This window comes from Wolbachia endosymbiont (group B) of Horisme vitalbata (assembly GCF_964028625.1).
Classification (GTDB): Bacteria; Pseudomonadota; Alphaproteobacteria; order Rickettsiales; family Anaplasmataceae; genus Wolbachia.
In genome coordinates this window covers 377884-401976 of sequence record NZ_OZ034797.1, presented here as the reverse complement: position 1 = coordinate 401976, position 24093 = coordinate 377884, and the positions used below count along the sequence as shown (strand labels likewise).

General features: G+C 34.1%; 14 protein-coding genes. 7 read left to right on the top strand and 7 right to left on the bottom strand.

The window, feature by feature from the left end; translation table 11 throughout:
- Positions 1 to 304: 304 nt before the first annotated feature.
- On the bottom strand, positions 305 to 1675 hold the full coding sequence (gene mgtE / locus ABWU56_RS02100; RefSeq protein ID WP_064085731.1) for a magnesium transporter: 1371 nt from the start codon (positions 1673 to 1675) through the stop codon (positions 305 to 307).
- Positions 1676 to 1830: 155 nt separating this feature from the next.
- Between mgtE and prfB the strand changes: the two genes are divergently transcribed.
- Positions 1831 to 2932 (top strand): peptide chain release factor 2 gene (gene prfB, locus ABWU56_RS02095; RefSeq protein WP_230440360.1). Its coding sequence is split into 2 segments (ribosomal slippage): positions 1831 to 1896 and positions 1898 to 2932, totalling 1101 coding nucleotides; the frame shifts between segments, so codons are not numbered across the junction.
- Positions 2933 to 3106: 174 nt separating this feature from the next.
- Here the strand turns inward: prfB and ABWU56_RS02090 are convergent.
- On the bottom strand, positions 3107 to 4393 hold the full coding sequence (locus tag ABWU56_RS02090) for a Na+/H+ antiporter NhaC family protein (RefSeq protein ID WP_353281712.1): 1287 nt from the start codon (positions 4391 to 4393) through the stop codon (positions 3107 to 3109).
- A gap of 173 nt (positions 4394 to 4566) precedes the next feature.
- On the opposite strand from ABWU56_RS02090, the gene ABWU56_RS02085 reads away from it, so the two are divergent.
- Both ABWU56_RS02085 and ABWU56_RS02080 read left to right on the top strand, forming a co-directional pair.
- Positions 4567 to 6924, top strand: coding sequence for an ankyrin repeat domain-containing protein (locus ABWU56_RS02085; RefSeq protein ID WP_353281710.1), 2358 nt, complete (start codon positions 4567 to 4569; stop codon positions 6922 to 6924).
- A gap of 108 nt (positions 6925 to 7032) precedes the next feature.
- A complete protein-coding gene (locus ABWU56_RS02080) occupies positions 7033 to 7956 on the top strand; it encodes an RluA family pseudouridine synthase (protein WP_353281709.1) in 924 nt (307 codons plus the stop codon).
- A gap of 7 nt (positions 7957 to 7963) precedes the next feature.
- Here the strand turns inward: ABWU56_RS02080 and ABWU56_RS02075 are convergent, their stop codons facing one another.
- Positions 7964 to 9226, bottom strand: a complete 1263-nt coding sequence (locus tag ABWU56_RS02075) for an MFS transporter (RefSeq protein WP_064085500.1) — start codon at positions 9224 to 9226, stop codon at positions 7964 to 7966.
- A gap of 35 nt (positions 9227 to 9261) precedes the next feature.
- The gene (gene aspS / locus ABWU56_RS02070) at positions 9262 to 11064 is read right to left on the bottom strand and encodes an aspartate--tRNA ligase (RefSeq protein ID WP_265041644.1); all 1803 of its coding nucleotides are present in this window, start codon (positions 11062 to 11064) and stop codon (positions 9262 to 9264) included.
- Positions 11065 to 11197: 133 nt separating this feature from the next.
- Here aspS and ABWU56_RS02065 point away from each other — a divergent pair, with 133 nt between their 5' ends.
- A complete protein-coding gene (locus ABWU56_RS02065; RefSeq protein WP_264704452.1) occupies positions 11198 to 12574 on the top strand; it encodes an ankyrin repeat domain-containing protein in 1377 nt (458 codons plus the stop codon).
- Positions 12575 to 12635: 61 nt separating this feature from the next.
- Here ABWU56_RS02065 and mutS read toward each other — a convergent pair whose 3' ends face one another.
- Positions 12636 to 15146 (bottom strand): DNA mismatch repair protein MutS, encoded by a 2511-nt coding sequence (mutS, locus tag ABWU56_RS02060; RefSeq protein ID WP_353281706.1) that lies wholly within the window; start codon positions 15144 to 15146, stop codon positions 12636 to 12638.
- Between the two features lie 113 nt (positions 15147 to 15259).
- Between mutS and ABWU56_RS02055 the strand changes: the two genes are divergently transcribed.
- Positions 15260 to 17800, top strand: a complete 2541-nt coding sequence (locus ABWU56_RS02055) for an ankyrin repeat domain-containing protein (protein WP_353281704.1) — start codon at positions 15260 to 15262, stop codon at positions 17798 to 17800.
- Between the two features lie 41 nt (positions 17801 to 17841).
- Here ABWU56_RS02055 and ABWU56_RS02050 read toward each other — a convergent pair whose 3' ends face one another.
- Entirely contained in the window at positions 17842 to 19923 is a 2082-nt protein-coding gene (locus tag ABWU56_RS02050) for a heme lyase CcmF/NrfE family subunit (protein ID WP_353281702.1), read from the bottom strand.
- A 146-nt stretch (positions 19924 to 20069) separates the two neighbouring features.
- Between ABWU56_RS02050 and ABWU56_RS02045 the strand changes: the two genes are divergently transcribed.
- Positions 20070 to 21302 (top strand): hypothetical protein, encoded by a 1233-nt coding sequence (locus tag ABWU56_RS02045; RefSeq protein ID WP_353281700.1) that lies wholly within the window; start codon positions 20070 to 20072, stop codon positions 21300 to 21302.
- 337 nt (positions 21303 to 21639) lie between these two features.
- Here the strand turns inward: ABWU56_RS02045 and radC are convergent, their stop codons facing one another.
- The gene (radC, locus tag ABWU56_RS02040) at positions 21640 to 22320 is read right to left on the bottom strand and encodes a RadC family protein (RefSeq protein ID WP_264375899.1); all 681 of its coding nucleotides are present in this window, start codon (positions 22318 to 22320) and stop codon (positions 21640 to 21642) included.
- Between the two features lie 649 nt (positions 22321 to 22969).
- Here radC and ABWU56_RS02035 point away from each other — a divergent pair.
- Positions 22970 to 24076 (top strand): D-alanyl-D-alanine carboxypeptidase family protein, encoded by a 1107-nt coding sequence (locus ABWU56_RS02035; RefSeq protein WP_010405178.1) that lies wholly within the window; start codon positions 22970 to 22972, stop codon positions 24074 to 24076.
- Positions 24077 to 24093 lie beyond the last annotated feature (17 nt).

Genomic DNA, 24093 nt, shown 5'->3' with positions numbered 1-24093 from the left:
AAATAGATATATTCTTAAAAAATCGAGAATTGCTTTCTGAGTGATATACATAATACAATGCATCTAACTCACACCCCATGTTTTCATTACGTTAGACTGCATTGTAGCTAAAAAGATCTAGCAAAGCAAGAATTTTTTTGCATACTTTAGCATCTTATTTTAGTTTTTATTTTAAAACTAAAGCAGCTCAGTTTCATGTACTTTTATTTCTTTATCGACTGTTATTTTTCTTCTTCAATGCATCTATGAGTAATGATAACGTGGACGGTAAAGCTTGTAAAGCAATTTTTTTATATAGCAAGATTCAGCTATTTAATAAAAAGATCGTGGCTAGACCAAAAAATATAAGAGCTGAGAGAATATCAGTTGTTGCTGATGTTAAGATTGAAGACGAAACAGCAGGATCGGATCTTAAACGATGAAGCATTATAGGAATGAAAGTTCCGATGAACGTTGCAATAATTGACATCATAATCATGGAGACCACAAAAATCATCTCCACTTTGACATTGTGAAACCTTATTGCTAACACTACTAATGAAATAGTAGATAAGATCACCCCGTTTATAAGACCTATTAAAAATTCTTTCATCAGTATTCTTTTTGCATTTTGCTCAGTTAGATATTTTGTTGCGATTGCCCGGATAGTTAGTGTTACTGTTTGGGATCCTGCATTTCCGCTCATCGATGCAATGATTGGCATAATTATTGGCAGTACTATAAAACTTTGTATTACGTTATCGAAAAAGCCAACTACTATAGAACATATTGTTGCAGCTAAGAGGTTAAACAGTAACCAAGGTAGTCTTTTAATTATAGTTTTATGTATAGGGGCATTTATATCAGATTTAGAAGATACACCGCTTATTTTAAGCACATCCTCTTCTGCTTCTTGTTGAACAATTTTGATTACATCTTCAATAAGGATTACACCTATAATTTTACCATTCTTATTTACTACTGGAGCTGATAATAGAGCGTAATCTTTAAATATTCTTGCTACTTCTTCTTGGTCCATTCCAGTTTTAATTATTTTTATATCTTGACTCATTATCTCTTTTATTATTGTTTCTCCTGAGTGAGATATTACCTTATTTAAGTTGAAAATGCCTATGGGTTCTAATTTTGAGTTAATGATGAAAATTTGATAAAATGTTTCCGGTATTTTTTTATAGTTGCGTAAGAATTCCATTAGCTGATTTATCGTCCAATAATATGGAGCTATAACCATATTTTTATGTATCAACCTTCCTGCACTTTCTTCTGGGTATGATAACAATTCCTCTACTAATTTTTGAGTTGCATTGGGTAAGTAGTTAAGTATATTTTCTATAGACTTTCTATCTAAATCTTTCACTATAGCTACTATGTCTTCTATATCAAGAAGCATTAGTAACTTTGCTGTATTTTCTATTCCCAATATTTCTATGATCTCTACTTGTAAATCTGGTACTACATGTACTAAGGCATCACTTAACAAATGTTGATCGAGGATATTAACTAATTTCTCCCTGTGATCACTGATCGAAGTAGATAAAAAATAAGCTAACTGAACGCTATCTATCGTTTTTACAATATTACGAACATTCTCTAATTCTTGATTATCGAGAGACTCTATTAAATCATCAATAGCCTTTTTGTCTAAACCATAATGAGAACTTGTTTTAATATTCATTACTTTACCTTATTTTTTTAATAAATATACACACTTGATTTTATTGAACATTCAAGTATAATAAAATTATTTTGAATTAACTATTATATGGTTAAATTTCTATTTTGTTTGCTGTTATTGTTAGTGATAATAAATATATTAAAGTCTAAAGTATAATGAAAACCCATCCAGAAATCCTTGAATACTTTCAAGGCTTAAATAAAAGTATTTCTCTTATCAGGAGGTGTCTTTGACATAGAAAAATTGAAGTTGCGTCTTGAAGAGCTGGATTCTCAAGCGTCGAATGATAATCTGTGGCAAGACAATCAAAAAGCACAAGAGATTTTAAAAGAACGCTCTAAAATTAAGCATGAAATAGAATCGTTTTCAAAGCTAGAAAGCGATTACAACGATTCTATCAGCTTGATGAAATCTGCTATTGATGAGAATGATGAAGAATTTTTTTCTGAAGTTAAAGGTGAGTTAGTAAAGCTAGAGAAATTAATCAAACTTAAAGAGACAGAATCCTTATTTACTGGTGAAGCAGATAACAATAACTGCTTTTTAGAAATCCACTCAGGAGCTGGTGGAACAGAGAGCAATGATTGGACTGAGATGCTCATGCGCATGTATACAAGATGGGCAGAAATTTATCACAATTTTAAAGTTGAAGTTGTAGAAAAATTAGATGGTGATGCAGTTGGTATAAAATCTACAACAATAAAGATCATCGGAGAAAAAGCTTACGGGTGGGCAAAAAGCGAAAGTGGAGTTCATAGATTGGTTAGAATATCACCATTTGATGCAAATGGTAAACGTCATACCAGTTTTGCAAGTGTAGGAGTAACTCCAGTGATTGAAGATTCAATAGATATTGTTGTGGATGAAAAGGATTTAAAGATCGACACTTACCGTGCTTCTGGAGCAGGTGGTCAGCATGTAAATAAGACTGAAAGCGCGGTACGTATTACGCATATTCCAACAGGCGTTGTAGCTCAATGCCAAAATGGTCGTTCTCAACATAAAAATAAAGATGAAGCACTTAAACTACTTAAAGGACGTTTATATCAAATTGAATTGGAAAAAAAAGAACAGAAAATGGCCGAAGAATATGGCAAGAAATGCGATATAGGTTGGGGCAGTCAGATCAGATCGTATGTTATGCATCCGTATCAAATGGTAAAGGATTTAAGGACTGGACATGAAGTTGGCAATATAAATTCCGTTTTTGATGGCAATATAGATTGTTTCATAGTTAGTGTATTGGAGTTAAAATGAGATTTATTAAAAAGCTAAGTTTTATGCTCTGCTAATAAGGGGAAAAGAAAACCAAAACCTATTGAGAAAAATGGAACAATTTTGTGAATATATCTATTATCCAAGTAGCTGATGAAAATGGCAACTCATTTCTTATGGGCACAAAAATGTAATATGAAGAGAAATCTTCGTACATTAAGTTGTAGCCGCGCAACGTCTGCCATTGATGATTATTTCACCTACTGTAACTGCTGCTAAAATAAAGCAATAATACACTTGTGTTAACAAAGAAATAGGTGAGACAGAAGCAATGCTACCTGCTAGCAGCAGCTGGGAACCATAAGGCAAAATGCCTTTTGTAACGCAAGCAAAAATGTCTAACAAGTATGCACTACGGTATGACGGAATATTATGCTTTTGCGCGAGCCTTTTTGCAATATCGCCACTTAATAAAATAGCAATGGTATTATTAGCAACTAAAACAGTAAACATAGATGCTATGCCCGCTATTACAAATTCAGCTTTAGTTTTTGTGATATTGCTTTCATCGATAAGTTTGTGTAATGCCTTTTGACCCTGCTTGTACATTATATGACTCAATCCGCCAATAAATAGAGCAAATATCACTATCTCGTTTACTTTTTTGAAACCGTCATATATGTCATGAGAGAGTTGAATGATAGTATAGTCAAAAAAAGTCATCCCTAATACACTAGCAACAATTATATTTATAGTTATTGTTACTAAAGTAGTAACTTCAAATAACCCCATGATTATTAAAGAAATATAAGGAATAATCTTTATTACTGATAAATAATCTAAATTTGATGTAGGAATAATTTTTGTACTATCTGCCATAATTGACAGATAGACAAGCGTTATAATGCTGGCAACAAATGCTACTTTAGAATTCACTTTAAGTTTATCCTTTATCGTGGCCCCCTGTGAAGAAACAGATGCAATAGTAGTGTCAGATATCATTGAAAGATTATCACCAAATACGGCACCTCCAACTACAGTTGCAGTTCCTATTTCAAGACCAAAAGCCCCACTTTTTGCTAAGTTAACAGCTATTGGTACCATTAATACAACAACTCCCATAGACGTACCAATTGCAGTTGATATAAAAGCGGAAGCCAAAAATACTCCAGGCAGTAGTAATCTTGCTGGAAGGAAATTGAGAATTAAATCAGCAACAGTATCTGCACTACCAATTGATTGAGTCACCACAGAAAATGCTCCAGACAATAGAAAAGTTAAACACATAGTAAGGGTGTTTTTATCGCCCATACCCTCGATGACAGTATCGATGTTACGTTGAATTTTACCTGCACTGCATGCAACAGCAAAAAATAGCGCCGGTAGTAGGCAAATTACCGGTGAAACTTGGCGAAGCGGATTATCAATTCCAATAAAGGAAAAATAGACACCACTTCCAAGGTATAAGATTAAAAAAATAACCAAAGGAAAAAAAGCTGTCATTTTACTGCCTTAAAACCTATGATTATAATCAATTAAGTGGTTTCAGGCAAGCTTGGTTTTCTGTAAGTTAATAACAGTCCTTTTAGACTCTCAAGTTACGCTATGGAAAATGCGTTGACTATTCTACCATAATATATAGCATCAAAAAATACTCTATAGTATGAGGTAAAGCTATGGTAATGACATATGAACAGTGTAACATAATATTAGGTGTAATTGATCAAGAGGTAAATTTAAGTAAAGACAATGTAATTGAAAGAATAAAAGAGCTATTAAAGGAAGTAAAGATACTAGGGCAAGCAGAAACATCAAGAATGTTAGAAGAGATATCGCATAGATTAGAAGTATCAGGCGAGAGTACAAGAGTACAAGAGACACAAGAGCCATTAAAAAAGAGACTAAAGGTGGTAAATGTACCGCAGACAAAAGAAGAAGTAAAAAAGATACTAAAGGAGTTAAGGGTATCAAATGCGCAACAGATGGTAAAAAGAATGCTAAAAAGGTTAGGTGTACAAGAGACATCAGAAGAATCAAAAGCAGTGGCGCTAGAGGATGTGCTAAATGCACGAGAGATCTCAGAAAAGGTACCAGTGATGCTAGATACACAAAAGATACTAGAAACACTAAATAGACTAAAGAAAGAAAGTGGAAATGTGTATAGAGAGTGGAAGGAAAATGAGTTTGATGTAAATCATTGGTTTGAAATAGATCGTTTGCATGAACGCTTTTCATACACGTTATTATATTTAGCTATTGATTTTAAGCTGAACAATTTAACCAATGCTATGCTTAAAGTAAAAGGAGTCAATATTAATTCAACAAGTCCGTTGTTCAAATGGACTGCTTTACATTGGGCTGTTGAAGATAGGAACATAGAAGTAGCACGCAAGCTAATAGAAGAAGGGGCAGATGTTAATCTGTTGGATTCATCTCAACGGACTACTTTATATCAGCCAGCTGTAAATGGCGATATAGAAATAATAAAAATCTTAGTAACGAAGAAGGTAAATCATAATGTGGAAGATCTGATGAACTTGACTGCTTTATATGAAGCTGCCAGGAATGGCCATAAAGAAGTAGTAAGGTTATTAATGAATAATGGAGCAGATGTTAAAAAGAATGGGGCGCTTAAACTTACTCCTTTACATATTGCTGTTGCAAATGTTGATAGAGCAATGGTGGATTGTATAATAAAAAACGACAAGAATATCGACAAAAATATTGAGATAGTAGATGTATTTGGATGGACTCCTCTATATTGGGCTGTTACAAAGAACGATATTTCAATATTAGAAGACCTATTAAAGTGCATATCAGAACATGGAGCAGATGTTAATCTAGAGGATAATTTAATTGGACGATCTCCCTTACATATTGCTGCTACGAATGGTAATGTGGGAGCAGTAGAGCTCTTAATAAAATATGGAGCAAATGTTAACCATAAGGATGCATGGGGATGGACTCCTTTTAATTGTGCTGCTACAAAAGGCAATAGAAAAGTAATGTATTATCTAATAGCCCATGGAGCAAGTATTGAGACGAATGATTCACAGAAAATATTACTTTCTATTTGTCCATATAATTATCTAGAAGCAGTAACTACTATGATACAACTTGGAATATGGAAGGATGTGATGAAATTGATGGGAGCTGAGTTTTTACGTTGTGCTGCCAGACATGGTGATACACTAATGGTACATGCTCTATTAGAAGCTGGAGTAAATGCTAATGCAGATGATGATTTAGGATCAACTGCTTTACATAAAGCTGCCAAGTATAACCATCCGGAAGTAGTAAGGATCTTAATTTTATATGGAGTAGATGTTAATGCACAGGATAGCTCTGGGCAATCTCCTTTAGCTTATGCTGTCGAACGTAGACACTGGATAGTAGTAATGACCTTACTATGTTATCGCGCAAATACTTCATTGCCTGATCACTGTGGTGAAACTGTAAGAGATTTAGCTGAACGTCAAGGTATAAGTAATCTTCTAGTGGAAGCAGAACAAAGAGCAATAGCTATACTTACACAGCTTGACTTAGAATCAAGTATACTCAGAAACAAAAAATTAATGACAGTGCAACACACAGAATCACATATGTTGAGAGAAATAGAATCACATAATCTATCTATCAGCTTTGAACGTATGATAAGAGATCAAGCTAATCAAATTGAACAATTACAGTATAACGCTAAACTTAATGGAAAAGGAGTAGCACTTATAACTGACCGCATTAAATGTGTGCAGTTAGGGACTAACACTAAAGCGTGTCCAGATGAAATGGATGGAGTAAAAGAACAAATATTACATAGTCCTTACAGGTGGTCATATCGCACTAAAAATGTTAATGTAGGAAGAGTAACATCTTTAGCTAACGGCATTGAGTGTATGAAGTCAGGGCCTAACACTGAAGCGTGTCCAGGCCCTAGTACTAAAGAGCCTAATACTCACCTCTCTATGATCGAGAAACTATCATTGTTACCACTTTACTCAGCTATAGGAAAATATGAAGCTGTTATAAAGAGTTAAATAATCCTCTAAATTCCAGCACGCAGCACTCGATGCAAGTAGCTGAAACTGAGGAGTACATTAGGTATGTTAGATTTTAGTTTACACAATAAAATTTTTATAAGTAAGATGTCAGAAGGTATCAAAACCATATTAGTAGAAGACAATAACGTTAGGCTCGATAGGTACATTAGAAGAATTTTTCCCAATTTGAAACAATCTGCAATTGAGAAGTCTTTAAGGAAAGGATTAATCAAGGTTGATAATTGCACGGCAAAATCCAGCGATAGAGTGAATTCTGGGCAAACTATAACGATAAGATACTTAGATTATATTGAAAACACTAATTCTGATCGTAAATATAATGAAAAATTAGTAAATTTACTGAGAGACAACATACTATATGAAGACGAGTATATATTAGCTATAAACAAGTCAGCAGGAATAATCGTTCAAGGCGGTATAAAGGTAAAAATTAGCATTAGTGACTTGCTTGACCAAATAAGAGAAGGGGAAGTATTTAAAATTGTCCATAGACTTGATAGAGATACAAGCGGAGTAATAATATTCGCGCGCAATGCCAGTGTTGCAAGATACCTTATGGAAGAATTTAAAGGACGGAGGATAAAAAAAACTTACCTAGCATTAACTTCTGGTATACCGAGCAAAGATAATGGAATAATAGACTACCCGTTGGTGAAAAAATATATTTCAGGGCAAGAAAAAGTAGTTATTGATGAAGACTCACCTCAAAATGCCACTACGCATTTTTCAATTATATCAAGATTAAAACATAATGTTGCTTATTTAAAATTACAACCAATTACCGGCAGGACACATCAGTTGCGTGCACATTTAGCTCATATAAATTGCCCTATTCTTGGTGACGGTAAATATGGTGGTAAAAAAGCTTTTATCGATGGGGTAGTAAATCAGATCCACCTTCATTCGCATTCTTTATCTTTAAAATTGCCAAATAATAAAGTAATCACTATTACTGCTCCTATCCCTAGGCACATCGAAAAATCTATTGAAGTGCTATCTTTCAACTGAAACGATTTCACCAATCAACTTTTCTATCTTTGGCTTTAATTTGAAGTACAGATATTAGGCTAATTAATGCACAGATAGTAAGATAAATGCCTGCTGCAAGTTTTGTTTCAGTTTTTTCTATAAGCCACATGCATATCGATGGAGAAAGGCCGCCAAAAATACCTGCAGATATGTTATGTGCGAGGCTAAAGCCAGTGCATCTAACTTTTGTTGGAAATAACTCGCAGGCGAGAGAATTATATATTCCAAAAGATGCGCCTATCGGCACACTTATTAATAGAAAAGTGAGCGTTACAATATAGTGGTTATCATTTGATAATAGCGAAAGTACCGGCAAACTGACACAAGCTAAAGCTAATAACGTAGGAATGATCACGTTTTTTCTTCCAACTTTATCAGACAGTATTGCAAACAGCACTGCAGACGTCCCAAATGTAATTTCAACCATAATCCTTACTACATTTTTAATATCAATATCTGAAAGAATAAGCTCTTTTACAGATATGTTGTAAAACATGATTACTGAATAAACAATTGCGTTTTGAGCAATGCCAAGTCCAATTGCTATCACAAATGCTCTTTTATAATTCTTGATTAATTCTAAAAAGGGAGAATTAGATAAGCTTTTATTTTGGTCATGAGTTTTATATGCTAGACTCTCTTCCATTATGTACCTTATTAAAAAGCCTATTACACCCATAACAGAGCAGAAATAGAAGAGCAACCTCCAGCCCCAAATTTCATAATTTTCACCTGTAAACTTTTTGCAAACAGCTATCATTACAAAGCATGTAATAGAACCAAGAGCACCACTAAAAGCTTTCATGCTACCTAAAAAGCCTAGATTTTTTTTATCGCTTGAATGCTCTATTAAAAAAGCTGAATTGATACTTGTTTCTCCACCTGCTGCCATTCCTTGTGTTATTCTACAAAGCAGAAGCAGCATAGGAGAAAATATTCCTATTTCTTTAAAGCTTGGTATAATCGCAATTGCAGTAGATGATATCGAAGCTAATATTACGGAAGTCAGCAAAATTTTCCTTCTGCCGTATTTATCTCCAATGTAACCAAAAATAAATGCACCAAGTGGTCTAAATCCAAATCCAATTGCAAAACTGCCAAGAAATTTGATTGTGCTTAAATAATCACTTTCTGAAGGAAAAAAAACGTTGCTTATTATATGCTTTAAAACTCCAAACAGAGTTACTTCATACCATATAATCATATTGCAGATTATGCTTGATAGTATTGCTTTTTGAATATTGTTCATAACTTCCAGTTTACCACACTCCGCTATAAAAATTTTTATTCAACAACCTTTAAAGACAACTCACGTAAATGCTTATCCTCTACTTTAGAAGGAGCACCCATTAGAACATCTTCACCTTGCTGATTCATAGGAAAACAGATTACTTCACGAATGTTCGGCTCATCAGCAAGCAGCATAACCATTCTATCAACCCCTGGTGCTATTCCACCATGAGGTGGCACTCCAAACCTAAATGCACGCACGAGCGCACCGAATTTTGTATCAACTTCCTCTTTACTGTAGCCTGCAATGGCAAAAGCTCTGTACATAATATCTAGTTTGTTATTACGAATTGCTCCACTTGACAGCTCTATTCCATTGCAAACAAGATCATATTGGTAAGCAAGGATATCCAGTGGATTCTTTTCTTCTAAATCTTTCAAGCCACCATGTGGCATAGAAAATGGATTATGAAAGAAATCAATTTTTTTACTTTTATCGTCATACGCAAAGTAAGGAAAATCAATCACCCAACAGAATTTGAAGATATTGTCATCTATAAGACCTAGTTCTGATCCCAAAAGAATACGCACTTTCCCTGCAATTATTGCTGCTTCATTTTCCTTATCAGAAGCAAAAAATACACTATCTCCAGGTTCTATATTTGTTATTTCTTTTATGGAATTTAACCTATTGTCATCAAGGAATTTAGCAATTGGTCCTTTTGCAATTCCATCTTTATCGAACGTTATATATCCAAGACCTTTAGCACCGAATTCTTTTTGTGCATGTTCTATTTTTTTATCAAAAAAGCTACGAGGTTCTTCTGCTGTTTTAGGAGCAGGAATGGCTCTCACTACCATACCACGCTCGATATTGTTTTTGAAAATATTGAACTCTGAATCATGGAAAATTTCTGTTACATCACTAATCAATAGTGGATTGCGCAGATCTGGTTTATCAGAACCGTATTTGAGCATTGCGTCTTTGTATGTAATGTGCGGAAAATCTTCATCAACTGATTTTCGAGAAAATTTGGCAAACACTTTATATAAAGTAGACTCAATAACCTGAAATATATCCTCTTGAGTTACAAAAGACATTTCAAGGTCTAGCTGATAAAACTCCCCAGGAGAACGGTCAGCCCTTGCGTCCTCATCACGAAAACAAGGTGCAATTTGAAAATATTTATCAAACCCCGAAACCATAAGCAACTGCTTAAAAATCTGCGGAGCTTGTGGTAATGCATAGAATTTACCAGGATTTAGTCTGCTTGGCACTAAGTAGTCACGTGCACCTTCAGGAGAAGAGGCAGTAAGTATTGGAGTTTGAATTTCCAAAAATCCTTGCTCTATCATGAGCCTCCTGAGCTCTGAAATGAGCTGTGAACGCAGAATAATGTTATTACGAACCTTTTCACGTCTTAAATCAAGAAAACGGTATTTAAATCTCATGTTTTCTGGGTATTCTTGCTCACCGGCAATACTTGCTAATATACTCCTTTCTTCTTTTGCTATTTCTTCATCACAGTGGAACTCAACTTCCGATTCAACTTGTAAATTACTAACTATAACTTCAATTTCTCCTGTGGAAATAGAGCTATTTACCGTGTCTTCAGTTCTAGCTTTGACTATTCCTGTGACAGTAATCACACTTTCTGATTTTAAATTTGAAATTTCATCAAAAAAGTCTTTGTCATTATTGAATACCAGTTGAGTAATTCCATAAAAATCTCTTAAATCAACAAAGATTAGGTTACCATGGTCACGTTTACGGTACAGCCACCCAGAGAGAGTAACTTCCTTTTCTACATCATTCTTCCTTAATTCATTACACGCGTGAGTTTTATAGCAGTTCATTTAATTGAAATTTCTAGAATACAGAAAGATTATAAAATAAATTAACCTTTGGGCAAGCTAATATCTAAAAATCCTTTACAAACAATTCTGATTTGGATATAATTTTTTTGATTGTGTGTGTTGAGGTATACTTATGAATTCTGAAGAATTAGAGGAAATGTTGGCTAAAAAAAAGAGGGTGGATGCTGTAATAAAAGATCTTGTTGATACTGTTACCAAAAATGATTCAGAAAAAGTAAAGTCAATTTTTGAGAAAAATAGTTCCATTATTCGAGATGTTGTTACTGACGTTAATTCCCAAAGCGGTACAAATTTATTAGGTGATGCTGTTGATGAAGAAATAGCTAAGTATTTAATAGAGCAAGGTGTAAGTTTCAGCGCTGCAGTCAAAAAGGCGATTATGAAAAGAAATTTAGGGTTAGTAAAATCAATCTGTGAGATAAATAAATCAATAGCTAAACATGAGTTACAGCAAAATCCTGAGCCACTACAATCTGCAACTTATGATCACAAATTTAATGATAAAATTGCAAGGTATTTGATTGAACAAGGTGCAAATCCTAATGCAACTGATCATCTTGGTCGTTACTTACTTCATCTGCAAATTGCAAAAAGCAATTTCAAAGGAGCTAAGGCTTTAATAGAAAACGGCGCGGATGTTAACTTAATAAATCAAGAGGTAAAAAGCTATCAGAACTTAATTATTGGTGGTAGTGCGTTAAAGGGTGAAACTGCGTTGAATTTTGCAATTAGAATATATTACAAATATAAAGACATAGACGATCAAAAATCTGATGAAACCTTAAAATTTATAAGTTATTTAATAGAACAAAAAGCAAACTTAAATATTAAAGATTGTAATGAGATGGTCCCTTTAGATATTGCTATATTTCATAATTCTCCAAAGATAGTAGAATTATTGATAAAAGCTGGTGCTGATCTTAATGTTGGAAGGGAAAAAGCAGAAGGTGTCTTAAAGTATGCAATTACTGAAGGGCATATAGATATAGGGAAAGCTACAATTCGATATATTTTGGAACATGACTCACACTGGTTAACAACTTCAAATAAACCAGATCTTCTCAATGACCAACAAGAGTTATCAGTCTACTGGGACGAATATAAAGCTCAAGTTAAAGAACTTCATGATATAGTGGAAGATAGAATTGACTTGACTGGTGACGGCTCTACCCGTCCTATAATGAGAACAGTGAGTGGCTTTTTAGATCATGAAAGTAGAAAAAATCTAGTAAAATCATCATTCATATCTAGTGCTGAGGCACCAGAAAATTTTTGTCCGAGAAAGCTGGCTGTTATAAGTGTAGCTGCAATAACTTGCGCTTTAGCATTATATTTTCTTGCTCCATTAATCATTGGGTCTTCTGCTGGAATTGGTACTCAACTAGCATTAGGAGCTGTAGGTGCAGTTGTAGGTGGTGGAATTGGAATCTTGACCAATGTGGCAATAGATCAATGCTACGTTAATTCAGCTACTCAGAAAGCTGACTAAAATTAAAGCGCCATAGATTGCTAAAACTCCATAATTGTGGAGTAATATAATGTTACTTTCCTCAAGCCTTTAGCTCCTCAAATACTTCTCTTGCTCTGTTTAAAACAGAATCAGGAAAACCAGCAAGTTTTGCTACATGTATTCCATATGACTCATCTGCAACGCCCTCAATTACTTCATGTAAAAAGATGACTTCTCCTTTCCATTCTTTTATTTTCATACAAAAACATTTCACATTTTCTAAGTATTCACCTACTTTAGTCAATTCATGATAATGAGTTGCAAAAATGGCGCGGCACTTATTTACATTGTGAATATGTTCAATCACTGCCTGTGCAATAGATAATCCATCATACACTCCTGTGCCCCTACCAATTTCATCAAGTATCACCAAGGAACGATCTGTTGCCTGATTTACTATCGTTGCTGTTTCGATCATCTCTACCATGAAGGTAGAATAACCAGCTGTTATATTATCTGTTGCACCAACCCTGCTAAATATCTTGTCAATCACTCCAATATGCGCACTCTCTGCTGGCACAAATGACCCCATGTGAGCTAAAACTGCAATGAGAGCGTTTTGCCTCAAAAAAGTGCTTTTTCCAGCCATATTAGGACCAGTAATTAGATGTATACCAGCTAAATTGATGCTATTTGCAATGAATTTATCGTTAACTTCAACCACTGGATGTCTTCCGCTACAGATATTGAACTCTTTGCTGTCATCAATGATGGGTTTTACGTAATTATTTTGCACTGCAAGCTCTGCAAACGCGGTTCTAATATCAAGTTTTGCCAAAGCATTTGCAGCAAGAGCAATTTTTTCAGATTCTTTAGCGACTTCACTACACAGTTCACTAAAAATTTTCATTTCTAAGCCGATTGCAGCATCACGTGCCGTAAGAATTTTATTTTCTAGTTCTTTCAACTCATTAGTAGTGTAGCGCATGCTATTTGCTAAGCTTTGTCTATGAATAAATATATCCGAAGTTATTTTGTGATTTGCCGACACTTCAACGTAATAACCGAGTATGTTGTTATGTAATATTTTAAGTGCGGCAATACCAGTTAGGTCGCGATAAGATTCACGGAGTTTGGTTATTAGTTTATTACTATTATTTAATATGTAGGATAACTCAGATAATTCTGAGTTGTATTTTGAGTGAATAAATCCTCCTTCTTTCACGGAACTGAGGTTATTATCAAGTATAGCACTATTTAACAGTTCAAATAGGTCTTTATGATTGCCAAGGCTTTTATGTATTGTGCTTAGTTCACTTTCGTCACTACTTATCACCTGAGTAGTAGACACTGGTTCCTTTTCTCTGGTCAAGCACTGGAATGACATCTGAGAGTTAATTTCTGATTTTTCACTTAAACAATAATTATGCAAGGTAGACAGAAACTCAGACAACTCTAAAGTTTTTCCTAGGCCTATTTTTAATAGGTTCATATCCTTTGGTGAACCACGCCCTAGTATTAAGCGCGATAAAGACCTCTCAATATCTGGAATGTTAGATAATATCTCTCGTATTTTTCTGCGTGGCTCATGATTATTTACAAAAAATTGAGCGGTGCTGAGCCTCAAATTAATTGCCTTAGAGCAAGCAAGGGGTGAAGCGAGCATTTGTTTGAGCAGGCGTCCACCAGAGGCTGTTACTGTGTGATCAATAACTGAAATTAGTGAACCTTTCTTTTCACCAAATTGAGTTGAAAACAACTCAAGGTTTCTCCTTGCTGAAGCATCAATAAGCATGAAATTTTGTTGCTTATAGGTTTTTGGGAATTCAAGCCTTGGAATGGAGCCCCTTTGTGTTACTCTGACATATTCAAGCAGTGCACCACACGCCATGATTTCTACTTTGCTGAAATTTCCTATACTCCCAAGTTCCCTGATTTTATAAAACTCGCATAACGTTCTGTGAGATTTACTATACTCAAAAAAGCTCTGTGCGTGTTGCGTAATTGATATTTTATAATTTTTTAAAATCGATCTAATTTTTTCGTCCTCAGTGAATTTTTCAGAAATTAATAATTCTCTTGGTGATATACGCAATAAATCACTATCTAGAGCTTTCAAACTCGTTAAAATGTGAAAAAATTTTCCCGTCGATAATTCAAGCCAACTAATAGCATATTCGTCATTTTGTTCAACTATGGATGCGAGATAATTATTGCTTTTATCCTCCAGTAGTGAATCTTCTATAATTGTACCTGGAGTTACAACTCGCACTACATCACGTTTTACTATGGATTTATAGCCCCTCTTTTTTGCTTCATCAGCAGTTTCTAATTGGTCACAGATTGCTACTTTGAATCCTAAATCTATTAGCTTGTGCAGGTAAGACTCACTACTGTGTGCTGGCACTCCACACATTGGTATTTCTTGCCCATTTGAATTGCCCCTCTTGGTTAGCACTATATTCAGCAATTTCGCAGCTTTAATAGCATCATCGAAAAACAATTCATAAAAATCGCCCAGTCTATAAAACAATAGATGATCCGTGTATTGAGCTTTCAAATTTAAATATTGCTCCATTACAGGGGTATTTTTTTCTCTTATTAAGTTCATAACATTTTTAAATATGTTAGCAGCAAACCACTTACTCTGGTGTTGGTTATTTTATTATGGATCAATAATTTTTTTTAGCTATAGTACAAAAACAAATAGTTTGAGGTAGAATTATGGAATATGAACGGTTGTTAAAAATATTAAGGACAATAAGTGACTTAAATGAGAACAATATAATCGAAAGGGTAAAAGAGGAATTGGAAAAAGAAGATCCAGACACGTATAAAAAGTGGCAAGATAATGGATTTAACATAAATTATACATTCGATGATCAAAGTACATTGTTACATATAGCTGCTAGAAATGATCTTGTAAAGATAGCAGAGCTTTTAATAAAAAAAGGGGGTAATGTTAATACAGCAGATCAAGATGGATGGAATCCTTTACACTTTGCTGCTGCAAGTGGTAGTATAGGAGTGGTAGAGATTCTCATAGCAAACGGGGCTAATGTTAATGCAGCAGATCAAGATGGGTGTACTCCTTTGCATTGTGCTGCTCACAATGGACATAAAGAGATAGTAGAACTCCTATTAGACACGGGGGCTAATGTTGATGCAGTAGGTAAAGTTAAGATAACTCCTTTACACGCTGCTGTTCGCTTTGGTTATACAGAGATAATAAAAGTTCTCATAGCAAACGGGGCTAATGTTAATACAGCAGATCAAAATGGGTGTACTCCTTTGCATTGTGCTGCTCACAATGAAAATAAAGAGATAGTAGAACTCCTATTAGACACGGGAGCTAATGTTGATGCAGTAAGTCAGGCTGAGAGTACTGCATTACATCATGCTGTTTCTGCTGAAAATTGCCAAGTGGAAATAGTAAAAGCTATCATAGAAAAGGAAGCTGCTGTTGACATAGCGGATAAATACGGGCGTACTCCGTTATGCTGGGCTATTAGAAATGGCTATTCAGAAATAGCAAGAATTCTACTTGAAAACAAAGCAGATCCTTTATTGGGACATAAAAGTTTTAACACATTAAAGCTCTTGATTGAATTAATAAAAAATGATTTTAAGCACTCTAAGAAAGCAGAAGAAACACAGCAACAAGAGGATGATGAATATGAATTGATTAAATACTCACTGGTACTTCGCAATGACTGTTCTTTAACTGATATTGCTGAAAGAGGTGCATTTGGTAAGTTGATATCTACGTGGCTTGTTGACATGTCCAACTTAACAGAGAGTCAGAAGGAGTTGAATAAAAAATTCTTAAGTACTTTTAAAGACTTTCCACATGTTACTTATAAGGATTATAAGAACGATGTTGAAAAAATTAAAAAATTTTTACTGGATCATAAAAGTAATCAAGATCTAAAAACCATCCTCAACCTTAAAAGAGGAGAATCTAAACTGACAATACTGCATATTCTATCAAGTATGGAATGTAGCAATGCGGGAGAATTCATAGATTTACTGTTGAATTCAGGTGCTGATCCTAATGAAAAGGACGACACAGGAAGAACACCTTTACATTATGCTACTCGTTCTGGTCATTGTGATACAATTATCAAATTGCTTCTAAGGAAAGGAGCTAATCTTGATATAAAGGATAAAAAAGGTAAAACCCCAATAGAATTTGCAGTTAATAATCCCAACCTTAATATTAAAGAGTACTTTTTAACTGATGATGTTATTTATGGAACTTTTCGTAAAAAAACACAAGTTGACTATAATGGAAAAAAGTATTTGTGCAAAAGTGTAAATCTATGGGGGGAGGATTTTCTACTAGATGAGCAAGATCCAGGTAAATATTTTTGTAAATTAGATGAAGTTCAAGACATAAATCAGCTAGAACAGGTTGTAAATGAAGCTATAAAATCTAGGGTAAGGTTCAATCTTACTCGTGAGGGAAATATATATGAAAATACTTATGAGAGTAGGTATAATTTTACAGATTATGTAATAAGAAGAATTAGTGAATTAAAGATTTTTCAAGGTGAAAGGGACATAGAAGTTGCTAGTCGCATAGTATGTAATTTGGTAAAAAGAGGTGCAGTATTTGAAACTCTAAGTAGTATAATTGTAATTGATAAACTAGAGAAGTTTAAAGACCACAAAGCTAATCTTAAAGAAGCACGTAAAAGCTATATACATTACTCTCTAAGGTTTTTGGAAGCTGCAAAAAACGCAACTACTGGTAAGGTAAAAGAGGCAAAAATGGACAACTTCACTTTCTACTTGAAATACTCAAAGAATAGTATAGTCGAGGTTGCAAAAATCGTAAATGGAACAGATGAAAGCACAGAATTTCGAAGAGACGTGATAGCAATCGGTGAAAGCGAGACAGAAATTTTAACAGAAGGTGGGGTAAGAAATTATACTGACCTTATAGGTAATATAGTACTGACTTTTCATACTGATTTGGGAAAAGTAGATGCTAGATTGTATTCTGATGTCCAAGATGAAGGAAAAATTATAGTAGAAGTGAGTAACAAGGAGGAAATATTGGAAAAGTTTAAAAATTATAAAGAAGAGTTAGGTGAGAACTGCTTGCTTGGTGGTTCTTCTGTCTACGACGCTATTAAGCAGGGATATTTTAAAAGGCCTGAGGAAGTAGATTCCATATATCATGTAAGTTCTTCATTAGAAAATATATCTTTATTTCCTATTGTACAACAGAACATAGAGAAAATTCGCCAGCAAGGTTAGTGTTGCTTAGCTTAAGTTTAAATTGCAAAAAAATGCAAACTTTATGATACTGAAGGAACTACTTTTTTGCTAGAAGGCAAAGCAGCAAGGAGCGAACCAAAAGTGATAAGAAAGGATCCAAGCCAGATTATAGACATTCCAGGTTTATAGTGCACTTTAGCTGCAATTTTGCTCTTACTCTTATCAATCTCTCCAATTACAACATAAATATCAGAAAATAAATTGTGGTAGATACTGCTTTCAACATTTTTCTGACCTTCCGCAAGGTAAAATCTATATTCAGGAGTTACTTCACCTAATATCTTATTATTCAGCAAATTCCTGATATCCATTGTACCCCTCACTGCATGGAAATTTTTTTCTTTTATTAGCTCAATATTTCGTAAAGTAACTTTAAATTTATTGACTGTTATGCTGTCTCCTATTCCCAAGTAGTTTTCTTTTTTCTCCTGCCAACCAACTGAATAAGATATACCAAGCACTAGAATTGCCACTCCAGCATGAGCAAGCATCATTGCATAGTAGGACTTAGAAACTCTTCTTGCTAATAAAATTGATTCACCAAATGCTACCTTAAATAAACAAATTCTTTTACTATATGCTTCTAAAACAAAGATTAATAATGCTATGGAGATGGTAATTGATAGCACAATCATTAGCTCCATGTGAAAGATAAACGGCAAAACAGCTGCAGCACTACAAAATGAAAATCTATATTCACGGAATATTGGCAATAGACTATTTCCCTGCCAACTGCAGTATTGCCCTATCATGGTGAGCACTAGAATAGCTAGTGCAATAGAGTTAAATAAAGAATTGTAATATGGTGCTCCAACTGAAATTAATTCACCGGTTAAATACTCAAGCACTGTAGGGTATAAAGTGCCAACGAACACGATGAAAAAGGCAGTGATGAATAATAAATTGTTCATCAGCATCATCGTAAGGCGTGAAAAGAATCTTCTACCCTCTGTCACTTGAGTAGCAGATTTCTTTTCAGATTCCAATATCGAATACTGGAAAGATGTGTGATTCTTTCTCGTAAACACTACAAATATTACTAAGCTACTGACTGTAATTACACCAAGTAGAGCTAATATATACAATCCATATCTTGGGTCATCTGCAAACGTGTGCACTGAGGTAAGTATTCCTGAGCGGACTAGAAATGTTCCAGTCACACTCAATATAAAAGTTGTGAGCGTAAGTAAAATAGCAACATTCCTTAAAGTATTGAAATTTCGTACAACGAGCAACAAATGTGTCAGCGCCACTGCAATTAGCCACGGCATCAAAGAAACGTTTTCCACTGGATCCCAAAACCAAAATCCACCCCAACCGAGTTCACGATATGCCCACCAGCTACCCAAGCTGATGCCCAAAGTGAGCAGCGACCAAGAAATAAGTACCCAAGGCCTGACAATTTTAGCCCAAACATTTCCTTCAGTATTGAAAATTAATCCAGCTATAGAGAGCGAAAAAGGAACGCTAAATCCAAGGTACCCCAAATATAATACCGGTGGATGAATAGCAAGGCCTATATCCTGCAATATCGGATTAAAACCCAGTCCATCTGTTTCAATGCCTGGCATTTTAGTGAAGGGGCTGGATTCAAGTAAAGTGAACAGTAAAAAACAAAAGCAAATCAAGCCTTGGGTGATAAGAGATATTTTTTTTAATTTACTACCATTAGTTCGTTCTGGTGTCATTCCAGTGCTTGACACTGGAATCCAGTTTTTATTACACTGCCATTTGATGTACTCATTTGCAATTAAATTCCAGTGTCTGGGCACTGGGATGACAGAAGGTATATAAATATCCATTAGTAATAAATACATGACAAGCACTAAGGTCCAAAGCAACATAGACCCTTCTTTATTTCCCCAAACACCACAAATCTTATAGATCAAAGGTTTTGTTGTGTGTGAGTGGTAATATACGTTTTCAAGTGAGAAATCATTTTTAATGTGGCAGTAGATCAAAATAGCCATTGATGCTGACACACAAAAAAATATGGCAGAGGAGACGAATCGGTAAGAACTAAACGGTAGAAACAAATACGTTAAAGATAACAAACAGGCTACCAATAACAACATATTCCCAAATTCAGGCATAAGATTCATATAATGATATTACTAATAATAAATTGGGAGTTAAAGTTTTAATATAGGAACAAAGTTAATCTTCAATTATATTAATAGTAAGTAAAAATTAAGCATTAAGCTTTTATACTTTATATTATATAACATTAATATTGTGAGGTAATATTATGGGCACAACTAAGATTAGTGAATTTCTATTCAATATAAAAGGTAAAGTGGCAAAACAACATGCTGAACCAATAATTGAAAAAAATCTCTATACTATTTTAGGATTCAAAGATGTAGAAGATTTAGAATATAAGACAAGTAAGTCCGTTAACAAAAAAATTTGGCAGCTATTTATTGATTGCTTTACAAAGGAAATAGATTATGTAGCAACTAAGCAAGTTGTAAAAAACGTTGTTTGTAATATTGCCAAAAGTGCCCAAGGCAATGCTTTTACTGAAGCTGAAAGCTTAATCTTAAACGAAAAACAAGATAATAAAAAGAGAGAAAGAGCGATTAAAAAAGCTACTAGTATTTTAAAAAAAATCAATCCAGAAAAAGCCTTCAATGAACTTTCAGTAATAAAAAAACAAGCCGAAGATTTTTTACAAACCGATTTTTATAAGGCGCAGAGCAAACCACTGCCAGGATTTGCTACATCTGGTGCGCAGCTTTTTGCGGAAACTTTGAAATATATAGAAACACTAGAAAAATTATCAGAAGTTAAAAAGGAAGATTTAACTAAGAGTTTCCTATTAAATTATATTAGTTCACTGAACAAAAAGTATCCTAAATCACAAGCTAAAAGGGAAGATGCTATACGAATACTATCAAGCGATGAGTTGAAGAATTTTTATAATAAAGGTGTAGAGGAAGGAATACTACAACCGCTGGTATCATATAAAGAATGCAGAAATCTGTATGATAAAATGAGCCAAACAAAGAATGAATGTATAATCAAAAAAGAAGAGCATGAGAAAGCAAGTAAGTCAATAACCAGTATAATTAGTGACATAAAAAAATGTAGAGAAGCAGTCCTTAATTGCAAAAATTTTCAGAGCTCCTACATAAAGGAAAAAGCAGAACACCCATTTAGAGGCACCTCATGTCAAAAAATGATTGATATATATCAAGAGAGAATTGCTGGATATCAGGAAAAAATTCGTCAAAACCTAAACCAAATAAGAGCAATATTAAAAGATACGCCGCAAGATGTGGAGGAAATAATCAATTGTGTGCATGAAGCAGAGCAGTATGATGAAATTTTTGATTCGGCTTTAATTTGTTTACCGAACATACAGAATAAGCTAGATATTCAACCAGAAAATCCCCTAACAGAACTCAGAGCTTCACAAATTAACGTTGAAATTGAGCTAACTAGGCTCTGTGAACAAAATATTAGAGTAAGCATGTGAGTGCTTCAACAAAATTCAAAAAACCAATAAAGACCTCATAAGTCTTATCAAAACAGGAGATTTCTAATAGTGGCAAATACCATGTATTTCTTTCAATTTGCCACTATTACGCCATCTAAATCACACATTGTCTTCCAGAAGGAAAATTTTTGTTCCACTGGCAACCACCTCATGTATAGCTTTATAGCTCTTCTCACAATAATCCGAACAGGTCATAATAACATACTGCTGGCCTCTTGGCTTATAATAGCTATAAAGACGTTTTTACCTCCGTTCGGACTATTATAAGAAGAGCTATACTTCCATAATAAGAAAAATGGCAAAAGCAATTTTAGATCTACTCTAATAAAAGCCTATTTTCCTTGAAACTAAAATAGCTACTAAATGTGATAATAATATGATCTATTAATTCTATTCCTATGCTTTTGCAAGCTTCTGCAAGCTGTCTGGTGAGAAACATATCGCTACTTGAAGGCTGTATATCTCCACTTGGGTGATTGTGGGATATTACAATCGATGTTGAGCCAATCAAAAGAGCGCGTTTTATGATCTCTCTAACATAAAGAGGAGTTTGATCTATTGTACCAAAGTTTTGTAGATCTTCTGCTATTAGACGATATCTTTTATTCATATAGATAACGCGAAAATTTTCTTTATTAAGGCTTCCTATACTTGCTTTTAAATAATCAAGCAATTTTTCCCAATTATTGATTATAGGTAGGTCCTTTACTTCTTCTCGTGCAGAACGAACAAAAGCCTGTTTAACACAAAAGATAGCAGATATAGCTGCATTACTAACTCCTTCGATATTCTGCAGTGCTTCTAAATCGGCATTAAAAACCTTATTTAAACTACCAAAATTTTCTATCAAACTCTTTGCTACTGGCTTTACATCAATTCTACTATATGCTGAATATAAAATGTGTTCTAAAATCTCATAATCAAGTAATGATTGTCCGTTATCTGAAATAATTCTCTCTCTTAGGCGCTTTCTATGACCTTTTTTGTAATCTTTCATTATTCATGAATTGCTTATCTCTTATAATAAGAAATTGAATTTTTAAGTAAAATATTTAATAAAATATATGAAGCATAATTGTAAATTTTTGAAAACAGCAAATGAAAGTAGCCCCTCTCTTGTCATCTCCTGCTCCCTCCTTCTATGTCATCCCAGTGCTCCTTCTATGTCATCCCAGTGCTTGACACTGGTTTCTTACCAACAAAAACCTAGCATAACTTTTGTGCTCAAAAAATTTCCAGCATCAAGTGCTGGCCTGAAGCTTTAGCTGTAAATGTTAAGAAATTTACCAAGCGAAAAAAAAGGCAAAAAAATCCCCGTGTAACGAGTTTTGACCCTATAATAATGTAAATTGGCGCTGTAATAATGTGCTAACGCTTAAAATAAGCGCGTTTTGGCTGAATGTAGAAAAAATAAAAAAGACATGCAGCCGCTATAATTTTTATGTAATTTGCCAATAAATATCTGAGTTTTTTACTGAATTTTTGTTGTTGAACCCGCGCGGATCGAAAACAAGGATAAATACTGTTATTGTCATAATAAGGGGGCTGGCGCAGTTTGTCAAGGAAGTTTTATGCGAGAGATCTATTGAAATGCTCGTGCAAAATCATACTATTAATTAGTACACTATAAATTTAAAATTATAAATATGTTAAGCAAATTAGTAACTTTGCTATTAATTTTTATATTTCCTTTTTACTCATACTCATATCAGTTTAGAACCAAAGCAAAGCAAGCAATTGTCTTAGATTTAGCTTCAGACTCGTTCATTTTTGAACACAATTCCAGGGAAAAAATGGCCCCATCTTCAATGAGCAAATTGATGACTTTATATGTAGCTTTTGATTATCTAAAAGCTGGAATAATAAAAATGGAAGATAAATTTCGAGTAAGTAGAAAAGCATGGGAAAGGAAAGGCTCTTCTATGTTTTTGAAAGAAGGTCAATTTGTTACGGTAAAAGAACTACTTGAAGGAGTTACAATTGCCTCAGGTAATGATGCATGCATAGCGCTAGCCGAGGGTATTGCAGGATCAGAGGAGAATTTTGTTGCTGAAATGAATGAAGTTGCACAAGATTTAAATCTTAATGATAGTCATTTTGTTAACTCAAGCGGGTGGCCAGATGAAAACCATTTTATGAGCGCAAAAGACTTGGTAACACTGGCAAAAAGGATTTTTACTGATTTTCCTGAATACTATGATCTATTCTCTGAACAATATTTGACATATAACGATATTGTACAAAAAAATAAAAATCTTTTACTTTTCCATGATATTGGAGTTGATGGTCTAAAGACAGGTCATACAAGTGCTGGTGGTTATGGCATTATAGCATCTGCAAAACGGAACGATAGAAGAATTTTTGCTGTCGTGAATGGTTTGGACACCGAGAAAGAGCGAATAGAGGAAGCAAAAAGACTAATACAATATTCCTTAAATCATTTTAATACCAAGAAAATATTTGCTAAGGATAGCGTAGTTGAAGAAATAAATATTGTTTATGGAAAAGATAAAAAAGTGCCCGTTACAGTTGCAAACGATGTTACCATAACTTATAACCGCAGATTACATGATAAAATTAAAGTGCGTATTGAGTATAAAGATATGGTACCCGCACCAATTAAAAAAGGTCAAGAAGTGGGCAAAATTTTTGTAGAAATACCTGGTACTGAGCAACAAACTATACCTGTTTATGCAGCAAATGATGTGCAGAAATTGAGCTATATAAAAAAAATTTTTAGAAAGTTGTTTTAATCAGCAAATGTAAGTTA